The organism is Shewanella zhuhaiensis (assembly GCF_022484835.1).
Lineage (GTDB): Bacteria > Pseudomonadota > Gammaproteobacteria > Enterobacterales > Shewanellaceae > Shewanella > Shewanella khirikhana.
Map to the genome: position 1 here is coordinate 30,844 of NZ_JAKUDL010000008.1, position 16,933 is coordinate 47,776.

General features: G+C 55.3%; 19 protein-coding genes. 14 read left to right on the plus strand and 5 right to left on the minus strand.

The genetic code is table 11. The annotated features are described in order from the left end of the window. The first annotated feature begins 69 nt into the window (after positions 1-69). The 4 genes from sucC (at position 70) to MJ923_RS17815 (ending at position 3,677) form a co-directional block, all read left to right on the plus strand. Positions 70-1,236, plus strand: a complete 1,167-nt coding sequence (gene sucC / locus MJ923_RS17800; RefSeq protein ID WP_011759544.1) for an ADP-forming succinate--CoA ligase subunit beta — start codon at positions 70-72, stop codon at positions 1,234-1,236. Further along, entirely contained in the window at positions 1,236-2,108 is an 873-nt protein-coding gene (gene sucD / locus MJ923_RS17805; RefSeq protein ID WP_011759545.1) for a succinate--CoA ligase subunit alpha, read from the plus strand. Before sucC ends, sucD begins: the two co-directional genes overlap by 1 nt. An 81-nt stretch (positions 2,109-2,189) precedes the next feature. Continuing rightward, on the plus strand, positions 2,190-3,107 hold the full coding sequence (locus MJ923_RS17810) for an AEC family transporter (RefSeq protein WP_240592246.1): 918 nt from the start codon (positions 2,190-2,192) through the stop codon (positions 3,105-3,107). A 66-nt stretch (positions 3,108-3,173) separates the two neighbouring features. Next, positions 3,174-3,677 (plus strand): GNAT family N-acetyltransferase, encoded by a 504-nt coding sequence (locus tag MJ923_RS17815; RefSeq protein ID WP_126166585.1) that lies wholly within the window; start codon positions 3,174-3,176, stop codon positions 3,675-3,677. 59 nt (positions 3,678-3,736) lie between these two features. On the opposite strand, the gene fur is transcribed toward MJ923_RS17815, so the two are convergent. After that, entirely contained in the window at positions 3,737-4,168 is a 432-nt protein-coding gene (fur, locus tag MJ923_RS17820; RefSeq protein WP_126166587.1) for a ferric iron uptake transcriptional regulator, read from the minus strand. Between the two features lie 253 nt (positions 4,169-4,421). Here fur and cobB point away from each other — a divergent pair, with 253 nt between their 5' ends. Then, a complete protein-coding gene (cobB, locus tag MJ923_RS17825; protein WP_240592247.1) occupies positions 4,422-5,168 on the plus strand; it encodes a Sir2 family NAD+-dependent deacetylase in 747 nt (248 codons plus the stop codon). 27 nt (positions 5,169-5,195) lie between these two features. Next, positions 5,196-5,636: an AAA family ATPase gene (locus MJ923_RS17830; RefSeq protein WP_240592248.1), complete on the plus strand. Its 441-nt coding sequence runs from the start codon at positions 5,196-5,198 to the stop codon at positions 5,634-5,636. A gap of 154 nt (positions 5,637-5,790) precedes the next feature. On the opposite strand, the gene MJ923_RS17835 is transcribed toward MJ923_RS17830, so the two are convergent. Both MJ923_RS17835 and grxC read right to left on the minus strand, forming a co-directional pair. Beyond that, positions 5,791-6,267 (minus strand): DUF417 family protein, encoded by a 477-nt coding sequence (locus MJ923_RS17835; RefSeq protein ID WP_240592249.1) that lies wholly within the window; start codon positions 6,265-6,267, stop codon positions 5,791-5,793. 79 nt (positions 6,268-6,346) lie between these two features. Beyond that, positions 6,347-6,631 carry a glutaredoxin 3 gene (grxC, locus tag MJ923_RS17840; RefSeq protein ID WP_240592250.1) on the minus strand — a complete coding sequence of 95 codons (285 nt, stop codon included), beginning with the start codon at positions 6,629-6,631 and terminating at the stop codon, positions 6,347-6,349. Positions 6,632-6,757: 126 nt separating this feature from the next. Here grxC and MJ923_RS17845 point away from each other — a divergent pair, with 126 nt between their 5' ends. Beyond that, complete coding sequence (locus tag MJ923_RS17845; protein WP_240592251.1) at positions 6,758-7,606, plus strand: AraC family transcriptional regulator; 849 nt, start codon at positions 6,758-6,760, stop codon at positions 7,604-7,606. A 93-nt stretch (positions 7,607-7,699) separates the two neighbouring features. On the opposite strand, the gene bioA is transcribed toward MJ923_RS17845, so the two are convergent. Then, positions 7,700-9,010, minus strand: a complete 1,311-nt coding sequence (gene bioA / locus MJ923_RS17850) for an adenosylmethionine--8-amino-7-oxononanoate transaminase (protein WP_240592252.1) — start codon at positions 9,008-9,010, stop codon at positions 7,700-7,702. A gap of 110 nt (positions 9,011-9,120) precedes the next feature. Here bioA and bioB point away from each other — a divergent pair, with 110 nt between their 5' ends. Genes bioB through bioD form a run of 4 tightly spaced genes read left to right on the plus strand, consistent with a single transcriptional unit; the run spans position 9,121 to position 12,768 of the window. Further along, positions 9,121-10,197 carry a biotin synthase BioB gene (gene bioB / locus MJ923_RS17855; protein ID WP_240592253.1) on the plus strand — a complete coding sequence of 359 codons (1,077 nt, stop codon included), beginning with the start codon at positions 9,121-9,123 and terminating at the stop codon, positions 10,195-10,197. 8 nt (positions 10,198-10,205) lie between these two features. Next, positions 10,206-11,327 (plus strand): aminotransferase class I/II-fold pyridoxal phosphate-dependent enzyme, encoded by a 1,122-nt coding sequence (locus MJ923_RS17860; protein WP_240592254.1) that lies wholly within the window; start codon positions 10,206-10,208, stop codon positions 11,325-11,327. Beyond that, on the plus strand, positions 11,324-12,088 hold the full coding sequence (locus MJ923_RS17865) for a methyltransferase domain-containing protein (RefSeq protein ID WP_240592255.1): 765 nt from the start codon (positions 11,324-11,326) through the stop codon (positions 12,086-12,088). The genes MJ923_RS17860 and MJ923_RS17865 overlap by 4 nt, the downstream gene beginning before the upstream one ends. Further along, entirely contained in the window at positions 12,088-12,768 is a 681-nt protein-coding gene (gene bioD / locus MJ923_RS17870) for a dethiobiotin synthase (RefSeq protein WP_240592347.1), read from the plus strand. Before MJ923_RS17865 ends, bioD begins: the two co-directional genes overlap by 1 nt. A 157-nt stretch (positions 12,769-12,925) precedes the next feature. Here the strand turns inward: bioD and pepE are convergent, their stop codons facing one another. Beyond that, positions 12,926-13,633: a dipeptidase PepE gene (pepE, locus tag MJ923_RS17875; protein WP_126166597.1), complete on the minus strand. Its 708-nt coding sequence runs from the start codon at positions 13,631-13,633 to the stop codon at positions 12,926-12,928. A 308-nt stretch (positions 13,634-13,941) separates the two neighbouring features. On the opposite strand from pepE, the gene htpX reads away from it, so the two are divergent. The 3 genes from htpX (at position 13,942) to MJ923_RS20855 (ending at position 16,782) form a co-directional block, all read left to right on the plus strand. Then, positions 13,942-14,802 carry a protease HtpX gene (gene htpX / locus MJ923_RS17880; protein ID WP_240592256.1) on the plus strand — a complete coding sequence of 287 codons (861 nt, stop codon included), beginning with the start codon at positions 13,942-13,944 and terminating at the stop codon, positions 14,800-14,802. Positions 14,803-15,120: 318 nt separating this feature from the next. Further along, entirely contained in the window at positions 15,121-15,471 is a 351-nt protein-coding gene (cctA, locus tag MJ923_RS17885; protein WP_126166599.1) for a tetraheme c-type cytochrome CctA, read from the plus strand. Between the two features lie 147 nt (positions 15,472-15,618). Further along, positions 15,619-16,782, plus strand: coding sequence for a tetratricopeptide repeat protein (locus MJ923_RS20855; protein WP_240592257.1), 1,164 nt, complete (start codon positions 15,619-15,621; stop codon positions 16,780-16,782). The last annotated feature ends 151 nt before the right edge of the window (positions 16,783-16,933 follow it).

A 16,933-nucleotide genomic window follows, 5' to 3' on the forward strand; every position in this document is an offset into this window, starting at 1 on the left:
GACAAAAAACCTCGTGACTGGCCCCTCGGGGCCAGTTGGATTTAAAACGTAGTATACGGATAGATCATCATGAACTTGCATGAGTATCAGGCAAAAGCCCTCTTTGCCGAATATGGTTTACCAGTGTCAGAAGGCTATGCCTGCGATACCCCTCAAGAAGCGGTAGAAGCGGCCGGTCGTATTGGCGGAAATATGTGGGTAGTCAAGTGTCAGGTACACGCTGGCGGCCGCGGTAAGGCTGGTGGCGTTAAAGTGACTGGCGACAAAGAAGAAATCCGCGCCTTCGCTGAAAAGTGGCTGGGCAAGAACCTGGTGACTTACCAGACTGACGAAAACGGTCAGCCAGTTGCCAAGATCCTGGTTGAAAGCTGCACCGACATCGCCAACGAACTGTACCTGGGTGCCGTAGTTGACCGCGCTACCCGTCGCGTAGTGTTCATGGCTTCTACCGAAGGTGGTGTGGAAATCGAAAAAGTGGCTGAAGAGACTCCTGAGCTCATTCACAAAGCCATCATCGATCCTATCGCCGGTCCACAGCCTTTCCAGGCTCGTGACCTTGGCTTCAAGCTGGGTCTGAACCCAACTCAAATGAAGCAGTTCACCAAGATCTTCATGGGCCTGGCCCAGATGTTCCTGGATCACGACTTCGCTCTGCTGGAAATCAACCCACTGGTAATCACTACCGAGGGTAACCTGCACTGCCTGGACGGCAAGATTGGTGTAGATGGTAACGCTCTGTTCCGTCAGCCAAAAATCAAAGACATGCACGATCCTTCTCAGGATGACGCCCGTGAAGCCCACGCTGCCAAGTTCGAACTGAACTACGTAGCTCTGGACGGTAACGTAGGCTGCATGGTGAACGGTGCCGGTCTGGCCATGGGTACCATGGACATCGTAAACCTGCACGGCGGTAAGCCAGCCAACTTCCTCGACGTAGGTGGCGGCGCGACCAAAGAGCGCGTTTCCGAAGCGTTCAAGATCATTCTGTCTGACAGCAATGTGAAAGCCGTTCTGGTTAACATCTTCGGTGGTATCGTGCGTTGTGACATGATTGCCGAAGGTATCATCGGTGCGGTGAAAGAAGTAGGCGTGAAGGTGCCTGTAGTTGTGCGTCTGGAAGGTACCAACGCTGAACTGGGTGCCAAGGTGCTGGCTGAATCTGGTCTGGACATCATTGCTGCCAAGAGCCTGACCGACGCTGCTCAGCAAGTTGTTAAAGCTGCGGAGGGCAAGTAATGTCTGTATTGATCAACAAAGATACCAAGGTAATCTGCCAAGGTTTTACCGGTGGTCAGGGCACTTTCCACTCTGAGCAGGCTATCGCTTACGGTACTCAGATGGTTGGTGGTGTATCTCCTGGTAAAGGCGGTACTACTCACCTGGGTCTGCCAGTGTTCAACACTGTGAAAGATGCCGTTGCTGCCACTGGTGCCACTGCTTCTGTTATCTACGTACCTGCGCCTTTCTGTAAAGACGCCATTCTGGAAGCCATCGACGGTGGCATCGAGCTGATCGTATGTATCACCGAAGGTATCCCAACTCTGGATATGCTGCAGGTGAAAGTGAAGCTGGAAGAAACCGGCGTTCGCATGATTGGTCCTAACTGCCCAGGTGTTATCACTCCAGGCGAATGTAAGATTGGTATCATGCCAGGTCACATCCACAAGCCAGGCAAAGTCGGTATCGTTTCACGTTCCGGCACTCTGACTTACGAAGCCGTTAAGCAGACCACTGACGAAGGTTTCGGCCAGTCTACTTGCGTAGGTATTGGTGGTGACCCAATCCCAGGTACCAACTTCATCGACGTACTGGAAATGTTCCAGAACGATCCTCAGACCGAAGCCATCGTGATGATCGGTGAAATCGGTGGTACTGCCGAGGAAGAAGCTGCTGCTTACATCAAGGCTAACGTGACCAAGCCAGTTGTGTCTTACATCGCCGGTGTGACTGCACCTGCCGGTAAGCGCATGGGCCACGCCGGTGCGATTATCGCCGGTGGTAAAGGTACTGCCGAAGACAAATTCGCTGCCCTGGAAGCTGCCGGTGTAACCACCGTTCGCTCTCTGGCCGATATCGGCAAGGCGCTGCGTGAAAAGACTGGTTGGTAATCCCATCCGGTAGAAAAAGGGCGCCTTCGGGCGCCTTTTTTGTGTGTATAAAGGTGTGTTTGACTTATTGATAGGCCTGGCATGTCCGTAATAGAAATCGTCTTTCCGCTGCTGTTTATCGCCGCCTTGGGCTATGGTGCCAGCCGCAGTGGTTGGTTTAGCCGAGAACACATTGGCGGCATAAGCAAGTTCGCCTTTTATGTGTGTATTCCCGCACTGCTGTTTTCCGCCATGCTGAAAGTGCCGCTTAAGGACAGCATCCGTCTGCCGGTGCTGGCGGCCTTTTATGTGCCTGTGATACTCACTTTTGCGCTAACTTTGCTGTTGGCGCGCCAGGCCCTTAAACGTTCATACCGCGACTGCGCCGTGCTGGCCCTCGGCGGCAGCTACTCCAACACCTTGCTGGTGGGCTTGCCGGTGATAATGGCTGCCTTCGGCCCTGCGCAGATGGCGAGCGTGTTTTTGATTATCCCCTTTCACAGTGCGGTGTTATTTGGGCTGACCTTCGCTTTGTCTGGTAATACGGATGCTGAAGGTGGCAGCAAGGGCGGACAGCTTATCAAAGGGCTGCTGTTTAACCCCGTGGTGGCGAGTATCGGCCTTGGGCTTATTGGTAATGTCGCCGGGCTTAGCCTGCCCACAGCCCTTGGCAGCAGCCTTGAGATGCTCGCCAAACCTGCCATTGCCTGTGCGCTCTTTGTGCTGGGTGCCAATTTGAATCAATATCGCCTCTCCAGCGCCTTTGCCCTGACGGCGGTATTAAGTGCGATTAAGCTCTTGCTGCTGCCACTGCTTATCCTGATTATGGGAAAACTGCTTGCGCTTACCTCACTTGAGCTTGCGGTTACAGTGCTGCTTGGCGCATCGCCTCTTGGGGTGAATGCCTACCTGATTGCGGCTCAGCTTAAGCGTGACAGCGACATCATAGCCGGCGCTGTGGTGCTGTCATCCATGCTTTGTATCCTGACTGTGATCTTCTGGTTAACTGTGTTAACGTGAGGCCTCTTTTTCGGTTGAAGACTCTTTTGGGGGAGCTTTGAGAAGGGCAGTGCAGGAGCGCATTTTATGATAATTACAACAACAGACAGACTGATTTTAAGGCACTTCAACGAAGGCGATGTTGAGGCACTGTTTCTGATGAACAGTATCCCAGAAGTGCTGACCTACATTCCCATGGCGCCACTCACTGATGTAGCACAGGCTGAAAAGCTGCTGCACGAAGTGATTTTCGAAGACTATCGCAGCCGTGGTTTCGGCCGCTGGGCGGTGGAGCACAAGGCCAGTGGCAAGGTGATAGGTTTTTGTGGCCCCAAGTTTATTCCCGAGTACGACAAGGTGGAGCTGGGTTACCGCTATCTGCCCGAATACTGGGGCCAGGGTATTGGCGGTGAAGCCGCCCGCGCCGCCATTGCCGAGTTCAAACCCAGGCTTGGCATCGATGAAGCCATTGCGCTTATTCTTGACGGCAACCTGGGCTCAATGGGCGTCGCCCGCCAGATTGGTATGGAGCCGCTGCAGCGCGATAAATTTATGGAGCATGATGTGACAGTGTTCCATAAGTGGCTGTAATAATGATAGAGAATAAAAAAGCCCTGCAGAGCAGGGCTTTTTTATGGAGTGGTTCCAGCTTATTCGTCGCCGTGGTCACACTTATCGTTGGTGCACACACCGTACAGATACAGGCTGTGGTTGGTGAGCTTGATGTTGTGACGCATGGCAATTTCATTCTGACGACGTTCGATGGTGTCATCAGAGAACTCGATAACCTTGCCACAGCTTAAGCATACCAGATGGTCGTGGTGGTGCTGGGTAGAGAGCTCGAATACTGCCTTGCCGCTTTCGAAGTGATGGCGTGACACAATACCGGCATCATCGAACTGGTTCAGTACCCGATATACGGTGGCCAGACCGATTTCTTCACCGATGTCGAGCAACTTCTTGTACAGATCTTCCGCACTGATGTGCTGGTTTTCCGGTTCTTGCATCAGCTCCAGGATTTTTACTCGTGGCAGGGTGACTTTCAATCCCGCTTTTTTCAGCGCCTGATTTCCATCTGTCATGGTTAATCTCTTGATTGCAGAACCATTGGGCTCTTCTGTGGACAATGGAAGTCATTATATGTGTCTAAATTCAAAACTTAAACCTTTGATGGCGGCTAATTGGTGCCATGTGGCAATATTTGGCGCCATATCAGACAATCCGTTGTGAATTGGCCTTTAAGCCCTGATTTAAGTATGGTTATACCAAGGCCCAATTGTCATCGACCTGCGGGAAATGGCAGGCTGGAAACAAAACAATAAGGAAGGTATCAGCATGTACCGGCACATAGTTGTACTCACCGGCGCCGGGATCTCCGCCGAGTCCGGGATCCGTACCTTCAGGGACCAACATGGTCTCTGGGAAGAGCACCATATTGAAGATGTGGCCACACCCGAAGGCTATGAGCGTGATCCTGAGCTGGTTGAGCGGTTTTACAACCAGCGCTGGGCGCAGCTGAAGTCTGACGAGGTGGTCCCCAATGCCGCCCACGAGGCGCTGGCGAAACTTGAAGCCGAATTTGATGGCGAGTTTTTGCTGATCACCCAGAATGTGGATGATCTGCACGAGCGTGGCGGCAGTCGCAAGCTTATTCATATGCATGGTGAGTTGGTAAAGGGCCGCTGTCCGCGTTCACGGCAAACCTTTCTGCTGCGTGAACCCTTCGGCCCGGACAATCTCTGTACCTGCTGTATTCCGGCTCAGCGCCTGCGGCCCCATATCGTCTGGTTCGGCGAAATGCCTTTTGGCATGGACCGCATCCATGATGCACTGGAGCGCTGCGATCTCTTTATCGCCATCGGCACCTCGGGCACCGTCTATCCGGCGGCCGGTTTTGTGGATACCGCCAATCACCACGGCGCGCAAACCGTTGAAGTAAACCTGATGCCAGCCGACCGCCACAGCCAGTTTCAATGGCATCTTACCGGCAGCGCTGGTCATATCATGCCGCGGCTGACCGAGGCGCTGCTTGCTGGCAAGAGCCTTTGCAGCCTGGCCGATGTGCTGACCGAAAGCGCCTGAACACACATGGAAACCTCAGCGGCAACAATGAAAAAAGCCATTATTCTGCGCGGTCTGCCGGGCAGCGGTAAGTCATTTTGGGTGAATGAGTTTTTGTCAGCGTTGCCACCGGAAATGGCCGGGCAGGTTCGTGCCCATGGGCTGTTTTCCACTGACAGCTTTTTTATGCGCGACGGCGAGTATCATTTTGATGTGGCCAAATTGTCTGAGTATCATCAGCGCAATCTGGCGGGTTTTATTGCCGCCCTTGGACGTAGCGAGCCGCTGGTGATTTGCGATAACACCAATCTCGCCCACTGGGAATTTTTGGCCTACGAAACGGCGGCGACGGCGTTGGGGTATGAGGTGGAGAAGGTACTGATTGGCAATCCGGCCGATAGGCGCCATCAGGCCCTTTGTGCCGAACGTAACAGTCACGGCGTGCCGCTTGCAGCCATCAGACGAATGGCAAGAGCCTTCGAACCCTGAACTTGTTCCCTTGCTGGGCCAACCGGTTAAGTTGGCGAGCAAGTGTATTTGGCTTGCTTGCCGATAAAGGCGGAATACGCGTTACACACGAAAACTTTTATCCTGGTTAGCTAAAAGCCCGGTGCTCTTAATCGAGGCGCCGGGCTTTTTTACATCACTCTTCCTTGGTTAGCGCTTTGCCAAGCAAACTGACTGCTGCGGCAAGCAATACCAGATCTTTGAGCAGAAACTGTCCTGGCACCACCGAGATGGCGGGGAAGCCACCCAGGCTTGGCTCGGTGATGGGGGCGCTTAACAAAAAGCTGCTGGTGACGGCGAAGGTCAGCACGGCACTTGCTGCGCCTGCCACGGCAATGGCGCGGTGCAGGGGGGCAAGCAGCAATGCCAGCGCGGTGGCGACTTCCACGGTGCCAATTAAATTAGAGGCCGCCTGCAGGCTGAACACGCTGTAGAGCCAGCTGGTCAGTGGACTGGAAGCAACCAGGCCTTCAATGGCACCGGCTTCGTAGCCGGTGAACTTCATGGCGCCAATCCAGCCCAGTACTATCACGATGGAAAACTTAAGGCCCTGATCGGCAACCTTGTTGATTGTGTGGGCGAGGGCACTGTGGTTTTGGGTAAATTTAGTCATGGTGTTATTCCTTACAATTGAACTTTGTGTCTGATTTGAACTTGGTATCTGGTTAATGCGGCCTTGTGGGACTGCTGGCTCAACGGGATCTGGTTTTTGGGGATATACCCTGTGCCTTCAGCACCTTGTCGAATTCGCCCGCTTTGATGGACGCCATCAGATCCTGATTGCCGCCGATGTGCACATTTCCTATGAAGATTTGTGGCACCGTCCTGCGTTGGCTGCGGTTAAGCATTTCGTTGAACAGCTCCTGGTCGTCGGTGACATCAAATTCGCGAAACCCCAGGCCCTTCGCCGCCAGGGTCTGTTTGGCTGCCTTGCAGTGTGGGCAATAGCTTTTGGTGTAAATTTCAATCTGTCCCATGTGGATACTCCGGTGTGGTTGCTGTGTGGGACTAATGTAACTATTAGCGCCTATACTATCTATGCATGATAATCTTGACTTGATACATTGAAGGTCTAATTGTGGTGCTGCGAACCGGAGAACGGCATGGAAGTGATGAGCGATATACTGCGGGCTATCCGCGTGGTGGGCAGTGTGTATTTTTGCAGCCAGGTGGAGGCGCCATGGACCAAAACCTTCTCAGCGCTTGAGCACGCCAGCTTTCATATGATCCGCCGCGGGGCCTGCTGGGCAAAGGTGGACGATGCCGTTGAGCGGCTGGAGGAGGGCGACCTTATCTTTCTCGGGCCGGGTCAGGACCATGTGCTCAGCAGCCAGGCGCCCGATGCTGAACATGCTGACATCAGTGAACCAACCTTGCTGCTGTGTGGCTCGTTCAGTTTCAGTCGCAGCGCCACCACGCCGCTGCTGGATATATTGCCGCGGGTGACCATAGTGCGCGACCGGGACTTGGCCAATTATCCCTGGCTTCGCAGCACCTTTGGTCAGTTAAGTGCCGAGTACATGGCCCAGGGACCGGGCTCGGAGCTTATCGTGAATAAGCTCACCGAGATAATTCTGGTGGAGCTTATCCGGATTAACTTTGGCCGCACTGAGCGCAGCCCGTTTCTGGATGCCCTGAACGACAAACGCATTGCCCGTGCGCTGCAACTGCTGCACGAGCGGCCCGAATTCAACTGGACCTTGCAGTCGCTGGCCAATGACATCGGTATGTCGCGCGCCGCCTTTGCCAGCCGCTTCAGCGCCATGGTAGGGCGGCCGATGTTTGACTATCTTACCCAGCTGCGGATGCAAAAGGCCCAGGAACTGCTGACTGAATCCCTGCTCACTATCGATGAGATTGCCGAGCGGGTGGGGTACGGCTCGGAGCGTGCCTTCACCCTGACCTTTAAGAAGCATTCAGGCACCACGCCGACGCGCTTTCGCGCCCGCTAAGCTGTAGCTGGGTCCGACGAGCGTTTTTGAAGGCAGAAAAAAGGCCGCTTATCGGCGACTTTTTGTCTGCTTATTACCTATGGGTTTTTGCCCTCAGCCGTGGGCCGGATTGTGGGCTGTCTTGCAAATGCCCTCCAGCGCGGCAACCTCGACCATGGCCTTGGTGAGCATGGCAAGCTCTGCATCGCTGATGCAGTAAGGCGGCATCACGTAAATCAGTCTGCCAAAGGGGCGAACCCAGACGCCTCGCTCGGCAAATGCCTTCAGCGCAAAGGCGGTATCCACGGTTTGCGCCATTTCAATCACGCCCACAGCGCCAAGTACCCTGACATCAACCACCTGAGGCAAGACGCGGGCGGCTTCGAGGGTGTCGGTCAGCTGGGTTTCGATATTGGCCACCTGTGACGTCCAGCGGTTTTCGGCAAACAGAGCCAGGCTGGCGATAGCGGCTGCGCAGGCGAGCGGGTTAGCCATAAAGGTGGGGCCATGCATAAACACACCGGCGGGAGAATCTGAAATGCCCGCAGCCACTTCATCTGTGCTCAGGGTTGCCGCGAGGCTCAGCATGCCGCCGGTAAGCGCCTTGCCTAGGCATAACAGATCTGGTGCTATGCCCGCGTGTTCATAGGCAAATGCCTTGCCGGTGCGGCCAAAGCCAGTGGCGATTTCGTCGAGGATCAACAGCACCTGGTACTCGTCACAAAGGGCACGTATCGCCTGTAAATATTCCGGGCTGTGGAATCTCAGTCCCCCGGCGCCCTGCATAATGGGCTCAATAACGAGTGCGGCGATTTCATGGTGATGGGCTTGCAGTAACGTGCGCAGCTCAGTGATGTCGGCATCAACAAACGGCCTGTTAAAACCTGCCGGTGGCGCCTTGGCGAAAATCTGCCTGGGTACCAGATGGCCGAACATACCGTGCATGCCCGAGTTGGGATCGCAGACGCTCATGGCCGCAAAGGTATCGCCATGATAACCACCAAGCACGGTCAGCAGCTTGTGTTTCTGTGGCTCGTCTCTTCCCTGCCAATATTGGATGGCCATTTTGAGGGCCACTTCCACCGCCACTGAGCCTGAATCGGCATAAAATACCTTGGTCAGCTTGGGATGAACGAGGCTAAGCAGCGCTTTGCCAAGCTCGGTGGCTGGCTCATGGGTGAGGCCGCCGAACATGACATGGCTGAGTGTTGCCGCCTGTGTTTGCACTGCGCTAACCAACGCGGGATGACCATAACCGTGAATGGCCGACCACCAGGAAGAGGTGCCATCGACCAGCTCCCGACCATCTTCCAACGTCAGGCGGCAGCCGCTGGCGCTGGTTATCCCCAGCACCGGCAGAGGTGTGGCCATGGAGGTATAAGGGTGCCAAAGGTGGTTTCGGTCGAACTCGAAATCTATGCTCATTTTGTTAGCTCAAAATTTAACCATCAGTAAACCTTGCCAACTGGTTGGCGTTGACAGTGTAAGGGCCAACGCTATCCTAGCCAACAGAAAACATTTTATAGGGTAATACCATGCCGTCTTTTACCGTTCGCCGCGACTGGAGCCGTCAGGAAGTTGAGGCCTTGTTCGCTCTGCCGATGAATGACCTGCTGTTCCGGGCTCACAGCATCCACCGTGAGGTGTTTGACCCCAACGAGGTGCAGGTCAGTCGGTTGCTGTCCATCAAGACTGGTGCTTGTCCGGAAGATTGTAAGTATTGCCCCCAAAGCGCCCGTTACGATACCGGCCTTGAGAAAGAACGCCTGCTGGAAATGGAAAAGGTGCTGACAGAGGCACGCGCCGCCAGAGATGCCGGTGCCACCCGTTTTTGTATGGGCGCCGCCTGGCGTAATCCCCATGAGCGCGACATGCCATACCTCACCGAGATGGTAAAGGAAGTCAAATCTCTGGGGCTGGAAACCTGTATGACCCTGGGCATGCTGTCTGCTCATCAGGCAAGCCAGCTTGCCGATGCCGGGCTTGATTACTACAACCACAATCTGGATACCTCGCCCGAATACTACGGCGACATTATTACCACCCGTACCTATCAGGACAGGCTCGATACACTCTCCAACGTGCGGGCGGCTGGTATGAAGGTATGCTCCGGCGGCATTGTGGGTATGGGCGAGCAGGCCACCGACCGCGCCGGGCTATTGCAGCAACTGGCGAATCTTGAGCAGCATCCGGACTCAGTGCCCATCAATATGCTGGTGAAGGTGGCTGGTACGCCGCTGGATAACCTGGACGATCTGGATCCGCTGGAGTTTGTGCGCACCATTGCCGTGGCCCGTATTCTGATGCCGCTCTCACGGGTGCGTTTGTCGGCCGGCCGCGAGAAAATGACCGACGAGCTGCAGGCCATGTGCTTCTTCGCCGGAGCCAACTCGATTTTCTACGGCTGCAAACTGCTGACCACTGCCAACCCGGAAGAAAACGATGATATGAGCCTGTTCCGCCGTCTGGGGCTTAAGCCTGAACAGGGCAAGGCTGCGACGCTGGAAGAGGACGCTGCCATGGTGGCCAAGGCGGGACGAAGCGTAGAGCAGGACAATGCCGCCAAGGGCGCTGCCGCTAAATCGGCACTGTTTTACGACGCCGCCAATTGAGCCAAGCCATGAATCAGCTGCTTGCCCGTCTGCAAGTATCGCGCGACAAGGCCAAAACCGATGGCCTGTGGCGCGAAAGGCGGGTGCTCGATGAAGGGCTTTGCGACTTTGCCTCCAACGACTATCTTGGGCTGGCGCGGGACCCACGTCTCGCCGATGCCCTCAGCGAAGGCGCGCGTCTTTACGGTGTAGGTAGCCGCGCTTCACCGCTGGTGAGCGGTTACCACAAGGCCCACCAAATCCTCGAGGCCACACTGTGCCAGGCCACGGGGCATGAAGCAGCGCTGCTTTTTTGCTCCGGTTTTGCCGCCAATCTGGCGCTGTCCAACGCGCTTTTTACCGCAGAAGATACCCTGATTGCTGACAAGCTTATCCATGCGTCCATGATAGATGGCGCGCTGCAATCCGGAGCCAGACTGCGCCGTTATCCCCACTGCGATACCCGCGCCGCCGAAAGATTACTTTCGCAAAATCCAGGCACGGCGCTGCTTACCGAAAGCATTTTCAGCATGGATGGGGACCTTGCGCCGCTTGGCGAGTTATCCGAATTGTGCGATGCACACCAGAGTCTGTTGATTGTCGATGATGCCCACGGCTTTGGCGTGACAGGTGAGGGCGCCATGGGTGCCAGTCGGCTGCCGGGTGTTCGGCCCGCGCTGCAAATCGTTACCTTTGGTAAGGCCATGGGGTGTCAGGGGGCTGCCATTTTGGGCAGTGCTGAACTGATCGACTCCCTGGTGGCGAGGGCGCGCCATTACATTTATTCCACTGCGTTGTCGCCAGCATTGGCCCACGTGGCAACCGCCGCAATTGCGATTATCGCGGGCGGCGATATGCATGCCAGATTGCTTGAGAATATTGCCGGTTTTAAGCGCCTCAGTGAGGCTGCGGGCCTGGCGCTGCTGCCATCATCAAGCCCAATCCAATTGCTGCCGGTATCTTCCAATGCCGAGTGCTTGGCGCTTGGTTTGCGGCTGCGTGATGCCGGATTTTTGGTCGGCGCTATCCGTCCGCCCACAGTGCCGGCGCCAAGGCTCAGGATCACCCTGAGTGCGAGTCACAACGCCGGGCAGATAGCGGCGCTGGTGCAAATCCTCGCCGCTGAGTGCGGCGCAGGGGCTGGTAAATGATGGCGGGCCAGATTGCCGACAAGACTTGTGATGTGGCAGGTCACTTTTCCCGCGCCGCCGAATACAGCCGCCACGATGTGCTGCAGCGGCGCACGGCCGCGCGGCTTAAATCCTGGGGGGCCCAGAGTGGAAGAGTGCTGGACTTGGGCGCAGGCCCGGGCACGGCGTTTGATACACCTGCAATCAGCCGGGTGATTGGCGTCGATTTGGCCTTTGGCATGTGTGAGCGCCTTAAAAGCCGCTTTCCACAAACGGATGCCGTATGCGGTGATGCCAGACAGTTGCCATTTTTAAGCGCAAGCTTTGACAGCCTGTATTCCAACCTTGCGCTGCAGTGGTGCCAGCCCTTTGCTCAGGCTATCGATGAAGCGGCCAGGGTACTGAGGCCCGGCGGTGAGGCGGCGATAGCAGTGGTGTGCGACGGCTCCTTGCCTGAGCTTGAGCAGCTGGGGTTTTCAGTGAATCACTTTATTGATGCACTCGCCGCTCTGTCTGCATTTAAGGCCGAACACTGGCAGCTGCTTCACACTGAAATTACTACTGAGACGGTGCATTTTGCCGATTTGCGCTCGCTGATTTATTCCATCAAAGGGGTGGGCGCCAATGCGCGGCAGGACGCCGGTCAGGCTGCTAAGCTTCGTGGACGACAAGACTGGCTGGCGCGGCTTGAGGCGGCTGAAGCACTTCGCACCGACTCAGGATTACCCCTCAGTTATCAAATCCTTTATGTGGTGGCCAGACGACAACAGGAGAGCTCATGATCCATTTTGTGACCGGCACGGATACTGATTGCGGCAAGACACTGGTGTCGGCGGCCATGCTGGTGGCGGCGCAAAAGCTGCCTGGGTGTCACTCAACCCTCGGGGTAAAACCCATTGCCTCCGGTTGCAGGCGGACCGAAGACGGGCTTAGAAACAGTGATGCAGAGCTCTTGATGGCCCACGCCAGCCGTGAGTTTGACTACGACAGGGTGAATCCCATCGCCTTTGAACCTGCCATAGCACCGCACATTGCAGCCCGTGAAGCGGGTGTGGAAATCAGCCCCGAGGCCATTATGGCCAAGCTGGACTGGACCAGTATCGCCCGCAGCGATTTTTGCCTGATAGAAGGGGCTGGCGGTTGGCGTTTGCCATTGGGCGAGGGCCGGTTTATGCCGGAGCTGGTCAAGGCGCTGGACTTACCGGTGATTTTAGTGGTGGGAATGAAACTTGGGTGCCTTAATCATGCGCTGCTGACCCAGGAAGCGATTCTGGCCGATGGTTTGCGGTTGGCAGGCTGGGTTGCCAATCGGGTTGACCCCAATATGGCGCACTTTGAGGATAATCTGGACACTTTGAAAGAGCTGATGACATCTCCCTGCCTTGGCACTGTGCCGTATATTCCCAGTGCATCGCCGCTGGAAGCCGCTGCCTTTTTGGATTTAACGCCACTGGTGCAGTGAAAGCCCAAGCCCAAGCCCAAACCAAAGACAAAAACAAAAAGGTCGCCTTGGGGCGACCTTTTTAGTGCGTGCTGCTCGGTGTTTGATTTGCCAGCTGCGGCTTACATCCGCGGTGATGGGCTTAGCAGCAAAACACCGAATAAGCTGGCAGAAAGGGTCACAGCAGGTGGCTTAAGTCAGCACCAATGGCGATAGGCTCTTTTTGGACGCTGCCTTTAAAGAAGTAGGCTTCTTTGTCACCCAGCAGGCTCAGCTTGTCGCCCTGACGATGCAGTGCGCTGCCTTCCTGAATACCGACGATTGGCGTCAGCGGGTCAACTACCGTGAACTCCAGCAGTCGTTGGGCACGGGTTTCACCGTTGTGGCCCGGCGCCTGGTAATCGCTGTAGTGAGGGTTTAACTGGAACGGCACCAGGCCCAGCGCAGTAAAGGATGGCGGCTCAATAATGGGCATGTCGTTGGTGGTGCGGATGGACAAACCGGCGATGTTGGATCCAGCCGACCAGCCTACATAAGGTTTGCCTGCTTCAACCTGCTCGCGGATGACAAACAGCAGATCGTAACGATACAGCTCGTGCAGCAGGTGGAAGGTATTGCCACCGCCAACAAAGATACCATCGGCGTCGCGGATGGCCTGACGGGGATCGGCGTGTTCATGGATGCCACTGATGTTGATATTCAGCGGCTTAAGCCCTTCGCGCACTTTTTCAAGGTAGGCATCGTAGCCCAGGCTGATCCCGGCGTAGGGGATAAATACCCAGTTGCGGGCGTCCTGAGTCAGAGGCGCAATAAAGGGCAGGGTATGTTCAAGATAAGGGGTGTCGCCAACGCGGGAGGCGCTGAGGAGCAGGGCATTGATGGTCATGGGTCGTCCTGATCTGCGAGGTCGTTATTATGGTGTGGTTATTATCTTTGTTGCCGCTTGGGCTGTTTGTGGCAATGTTAACAAAGATTCATGGTGATAAACACCTAATCAGCGGGTCAAAAATGGCGTCTGTGTTGGCAGGGGGCAATCTTAAGTTTGGCTTAAGAAAGCCCAAATAGACTGCCGCCAAGATGTAAAACACAAGGGATATTATCTTTTTAATCTTGCCTCCCTTGAAAAATGATAATCAGGACATATTATGTCCCTTGTGAGTGTGAATGGGCGACGTGCCCGATAAAGGAGCTGAAATGAAACGCGTACTTCTATTTCTGTTGACCAACCTTGCCGTAGTGGTAGTTGCGTCGATAGTGATGTCGCTGCTGGGTGTAAATACCCAAACCATGGGCGGTCTGCTGGTGTTTGCTGCACTGCTGGGCTTCGGGGGCTCACTGTTCTCGCTGGCCATCTCCAAGTGGATGGCGAAAAAGTCCATGGGTTGTGAGGTTATCACCACACCACGTGACGCTACCGAAAAATGGCTGCTGGACACTGTTGCCCGTCAGGCGCAGCAGGCCGGGATCAAGATGCCAGAAGTGGCTATCTACAATTCCCAGGAAATGAATGCCTTCGCCACCGGTCCAAGCAAGAACAACTCGCTGGTGGCCGTGAGCACGGGTCTGCTGTATGGCATGACCCAGGATGAAGTGGAAGGGGTGCTGGCCCACGAAGTAAGCCACGTCGCCAACGGCGACATGGTAACCCTGACCCTTATTCAGGGCGTGGTGAACACCTTCGTGATTTTCGCCGCCCGCGCTGTGGCTGGTGTGATTAATAACTTCCTCTCCAGCGATGAGGACGGTGAAGGTCTGGGCACGCTGGCCTACATAGCTGTGGTGGTGGTGCTGGAAATCCTGTTCGGTATTCTGGCGTCGGTCGTGGTGATGTACTTCTCGCGCATTCGTGAGTACCGCGCTGACGAAGGCGGTGCCAAGCTTGCCGGTCGTGCCAAGATGGTGGCTGCCCTTGAGCGTCTGCGTAATGGCCCAGAAACCGGTGCTATGCCTGCGCAAATGGCTGCCTTCGGGATCAGCGGCAAGCGCTCGCTGACCGAGCTGCTGATGAGCCACCCTCCGCTGGAAAAGCGTATTGCAGCACTGAAAGCAAACTGATTGCGTTATTGATTGAAAAAGAGGCCTGCGGGCCTCTTTTTTGTTATCAGCGTTTTGTCTCATTTGACGAAACGGGTTTTTCCGTTATGTTAAGTAGGCGGAACGCTGTGTTGTGATAGTGTAAAAGTCCATTTCGCGCAGTCGGTTACATGATTCAGCGCACATTTTGTTAAATGCTGAATTGTTAAACTGGGCCCAAGTTGAAATCGGGCCAAGATGGCCGCAACGATTACTATTGAGAACGTCGTGCTAAGACTCAGATGGCCGATGGGAGCAAAAAGAATTCCCACATTGCCGTCTCTTTTGGAGGATACCATAGTGAATAAAACACTCTTGAGCGCCATCTTCGGTGCCGCATTCGCGGCCCTTGCCATGACCCCAGCGGCTTTTGCCGGTGATCAGACTCTGGCCGAATTCCACGTAGAAAACGGCGGCTGTGACTCTTGTCACCAGGACGAATCACCTTCTGCTGATGGCGCCTACGAATTTGAACAGTGCCAAAGCTGCCACGGCACCCTGGCTGAAATGGACGATGTTCACAAGCCGCACGATGGCAACCTGGTTTGCGCCGACTGCCACGCGCCACACGACAACAACGTAGGCCAGAAGCCTACCTGTGATGCCTGCCACGACGATGGCCGCACTTCAGATACAGTGCTGAAGAAGTAACAGCTGGCACGAGTTAGCTGATAAAACGCCGGCCCAGTGTCGGCGTTTTTTATTGCGTTAAATTAACCTGCTGGGCTACTGTGAAACATTGATTTGAGCGCAGGAGAGCGGGAAATGCTGTTCATGGCAAGCAGGATGCAATCTACAGTGAAAGCCGCAACACGGCTGATAACAGCTGTGGTCTCAGTAGTATTGGTCAGTGCCTGTGCCCAGGCGCCAACATCTCAGGTGAAGCCGCCACCGCCCATCAATGAAGCCCTGTTCAGCCCCATCGCTGTGCCATCGCCAGACACCTTTATCAGCCTCACCGAGCCGCAGAAACGCGAGCTTGCAGCCTATGTGCAGCGCCCTGAAATTGCCCTGTTACCGCCCTACAGGCAGGTCGAGCGGTTCCTGTCGAGCAAGCTCGCCGACTTTAGTTATGAAGGTAAAAATCTCGGTGCGGCCACGGCATTAGCGCAGCTTGGCGGGAATTGCATGAGTCTGGCGCTGGTGACGCTGGCGGTGGCCAAAGAGCTCGAGGTGCCGACCCAGTTTCAGTTGGTACACGCCTCACCGGTGCTGCTGGATGCGGCGGACGATTTGGTAGTGCTGTCTGACCATGTGCGTACCCTGCTGTACGATGCGCCCGCCAATACTGAGAGACTCAGCCCCTTTTTCAGTGGCTATCGGCTCCTGGCCGTGGATTACTTTCCCTCCAACAACAACCTTTTCGGCGCTGTGCTCGAGAATGATACCTTCATTGCCATGTTCTACCGCAACCTCGCCTCCGATGCGCTGATTAAAGGCGATTTGCCCTCGGCATATTGGCTTGCCCGCGAAGGGCTCAAGTGGGACTCAGGCTATCTGCCGCTGCTGAATCTGGCGGCGATAGTGCACAGGCGCAGTGGCGATGCGGTCAGCGCCGAGGCGCTGTATCGCTATGGGCTTGCACTCGCGCCGGACAATATTAATTTGATGGCCAACTATCGCACGCTGGCGTTGTATGAGGGCAAGACTGAGCTTGCCAGGGAGCTTAAAACCAAAATGGATGCCGTGGATGAGTATCGTGGCTTTGACTTTTATGTGCTTGGCCGGGAAGCATTGGGGCGAGGGGAGTTGGCGGATGCCAAGCGCTATCTGAACAAGTTTTTGCGCTCAACCGAGTATTTCCATCCCGCCTGGTTTGATATTGCCAGGGTCTACCACGGCCTTGGCGACGAGGAAGCGGCAAAAGCGGCGCTCAGGCAGGCACTGAAGCTGGCATCCCAGAAAGAAGACCTGAACCGATACAATGCCAAGCTACAGATGCTGAAGACTGCCGCCCGTTAAGGTCTTGCCACTTTGACCCATAAGGGTGCAGCCTTTGCACCCTTGTAGCGCCCCATCAAAAATCCACTCCCTTGTAGTCAAATAAAATCAACAAGATAACTCTTGGCCTCTCCCTTGCCTGTGATCTGTAAACGCGAACTAAGCAGGAGAG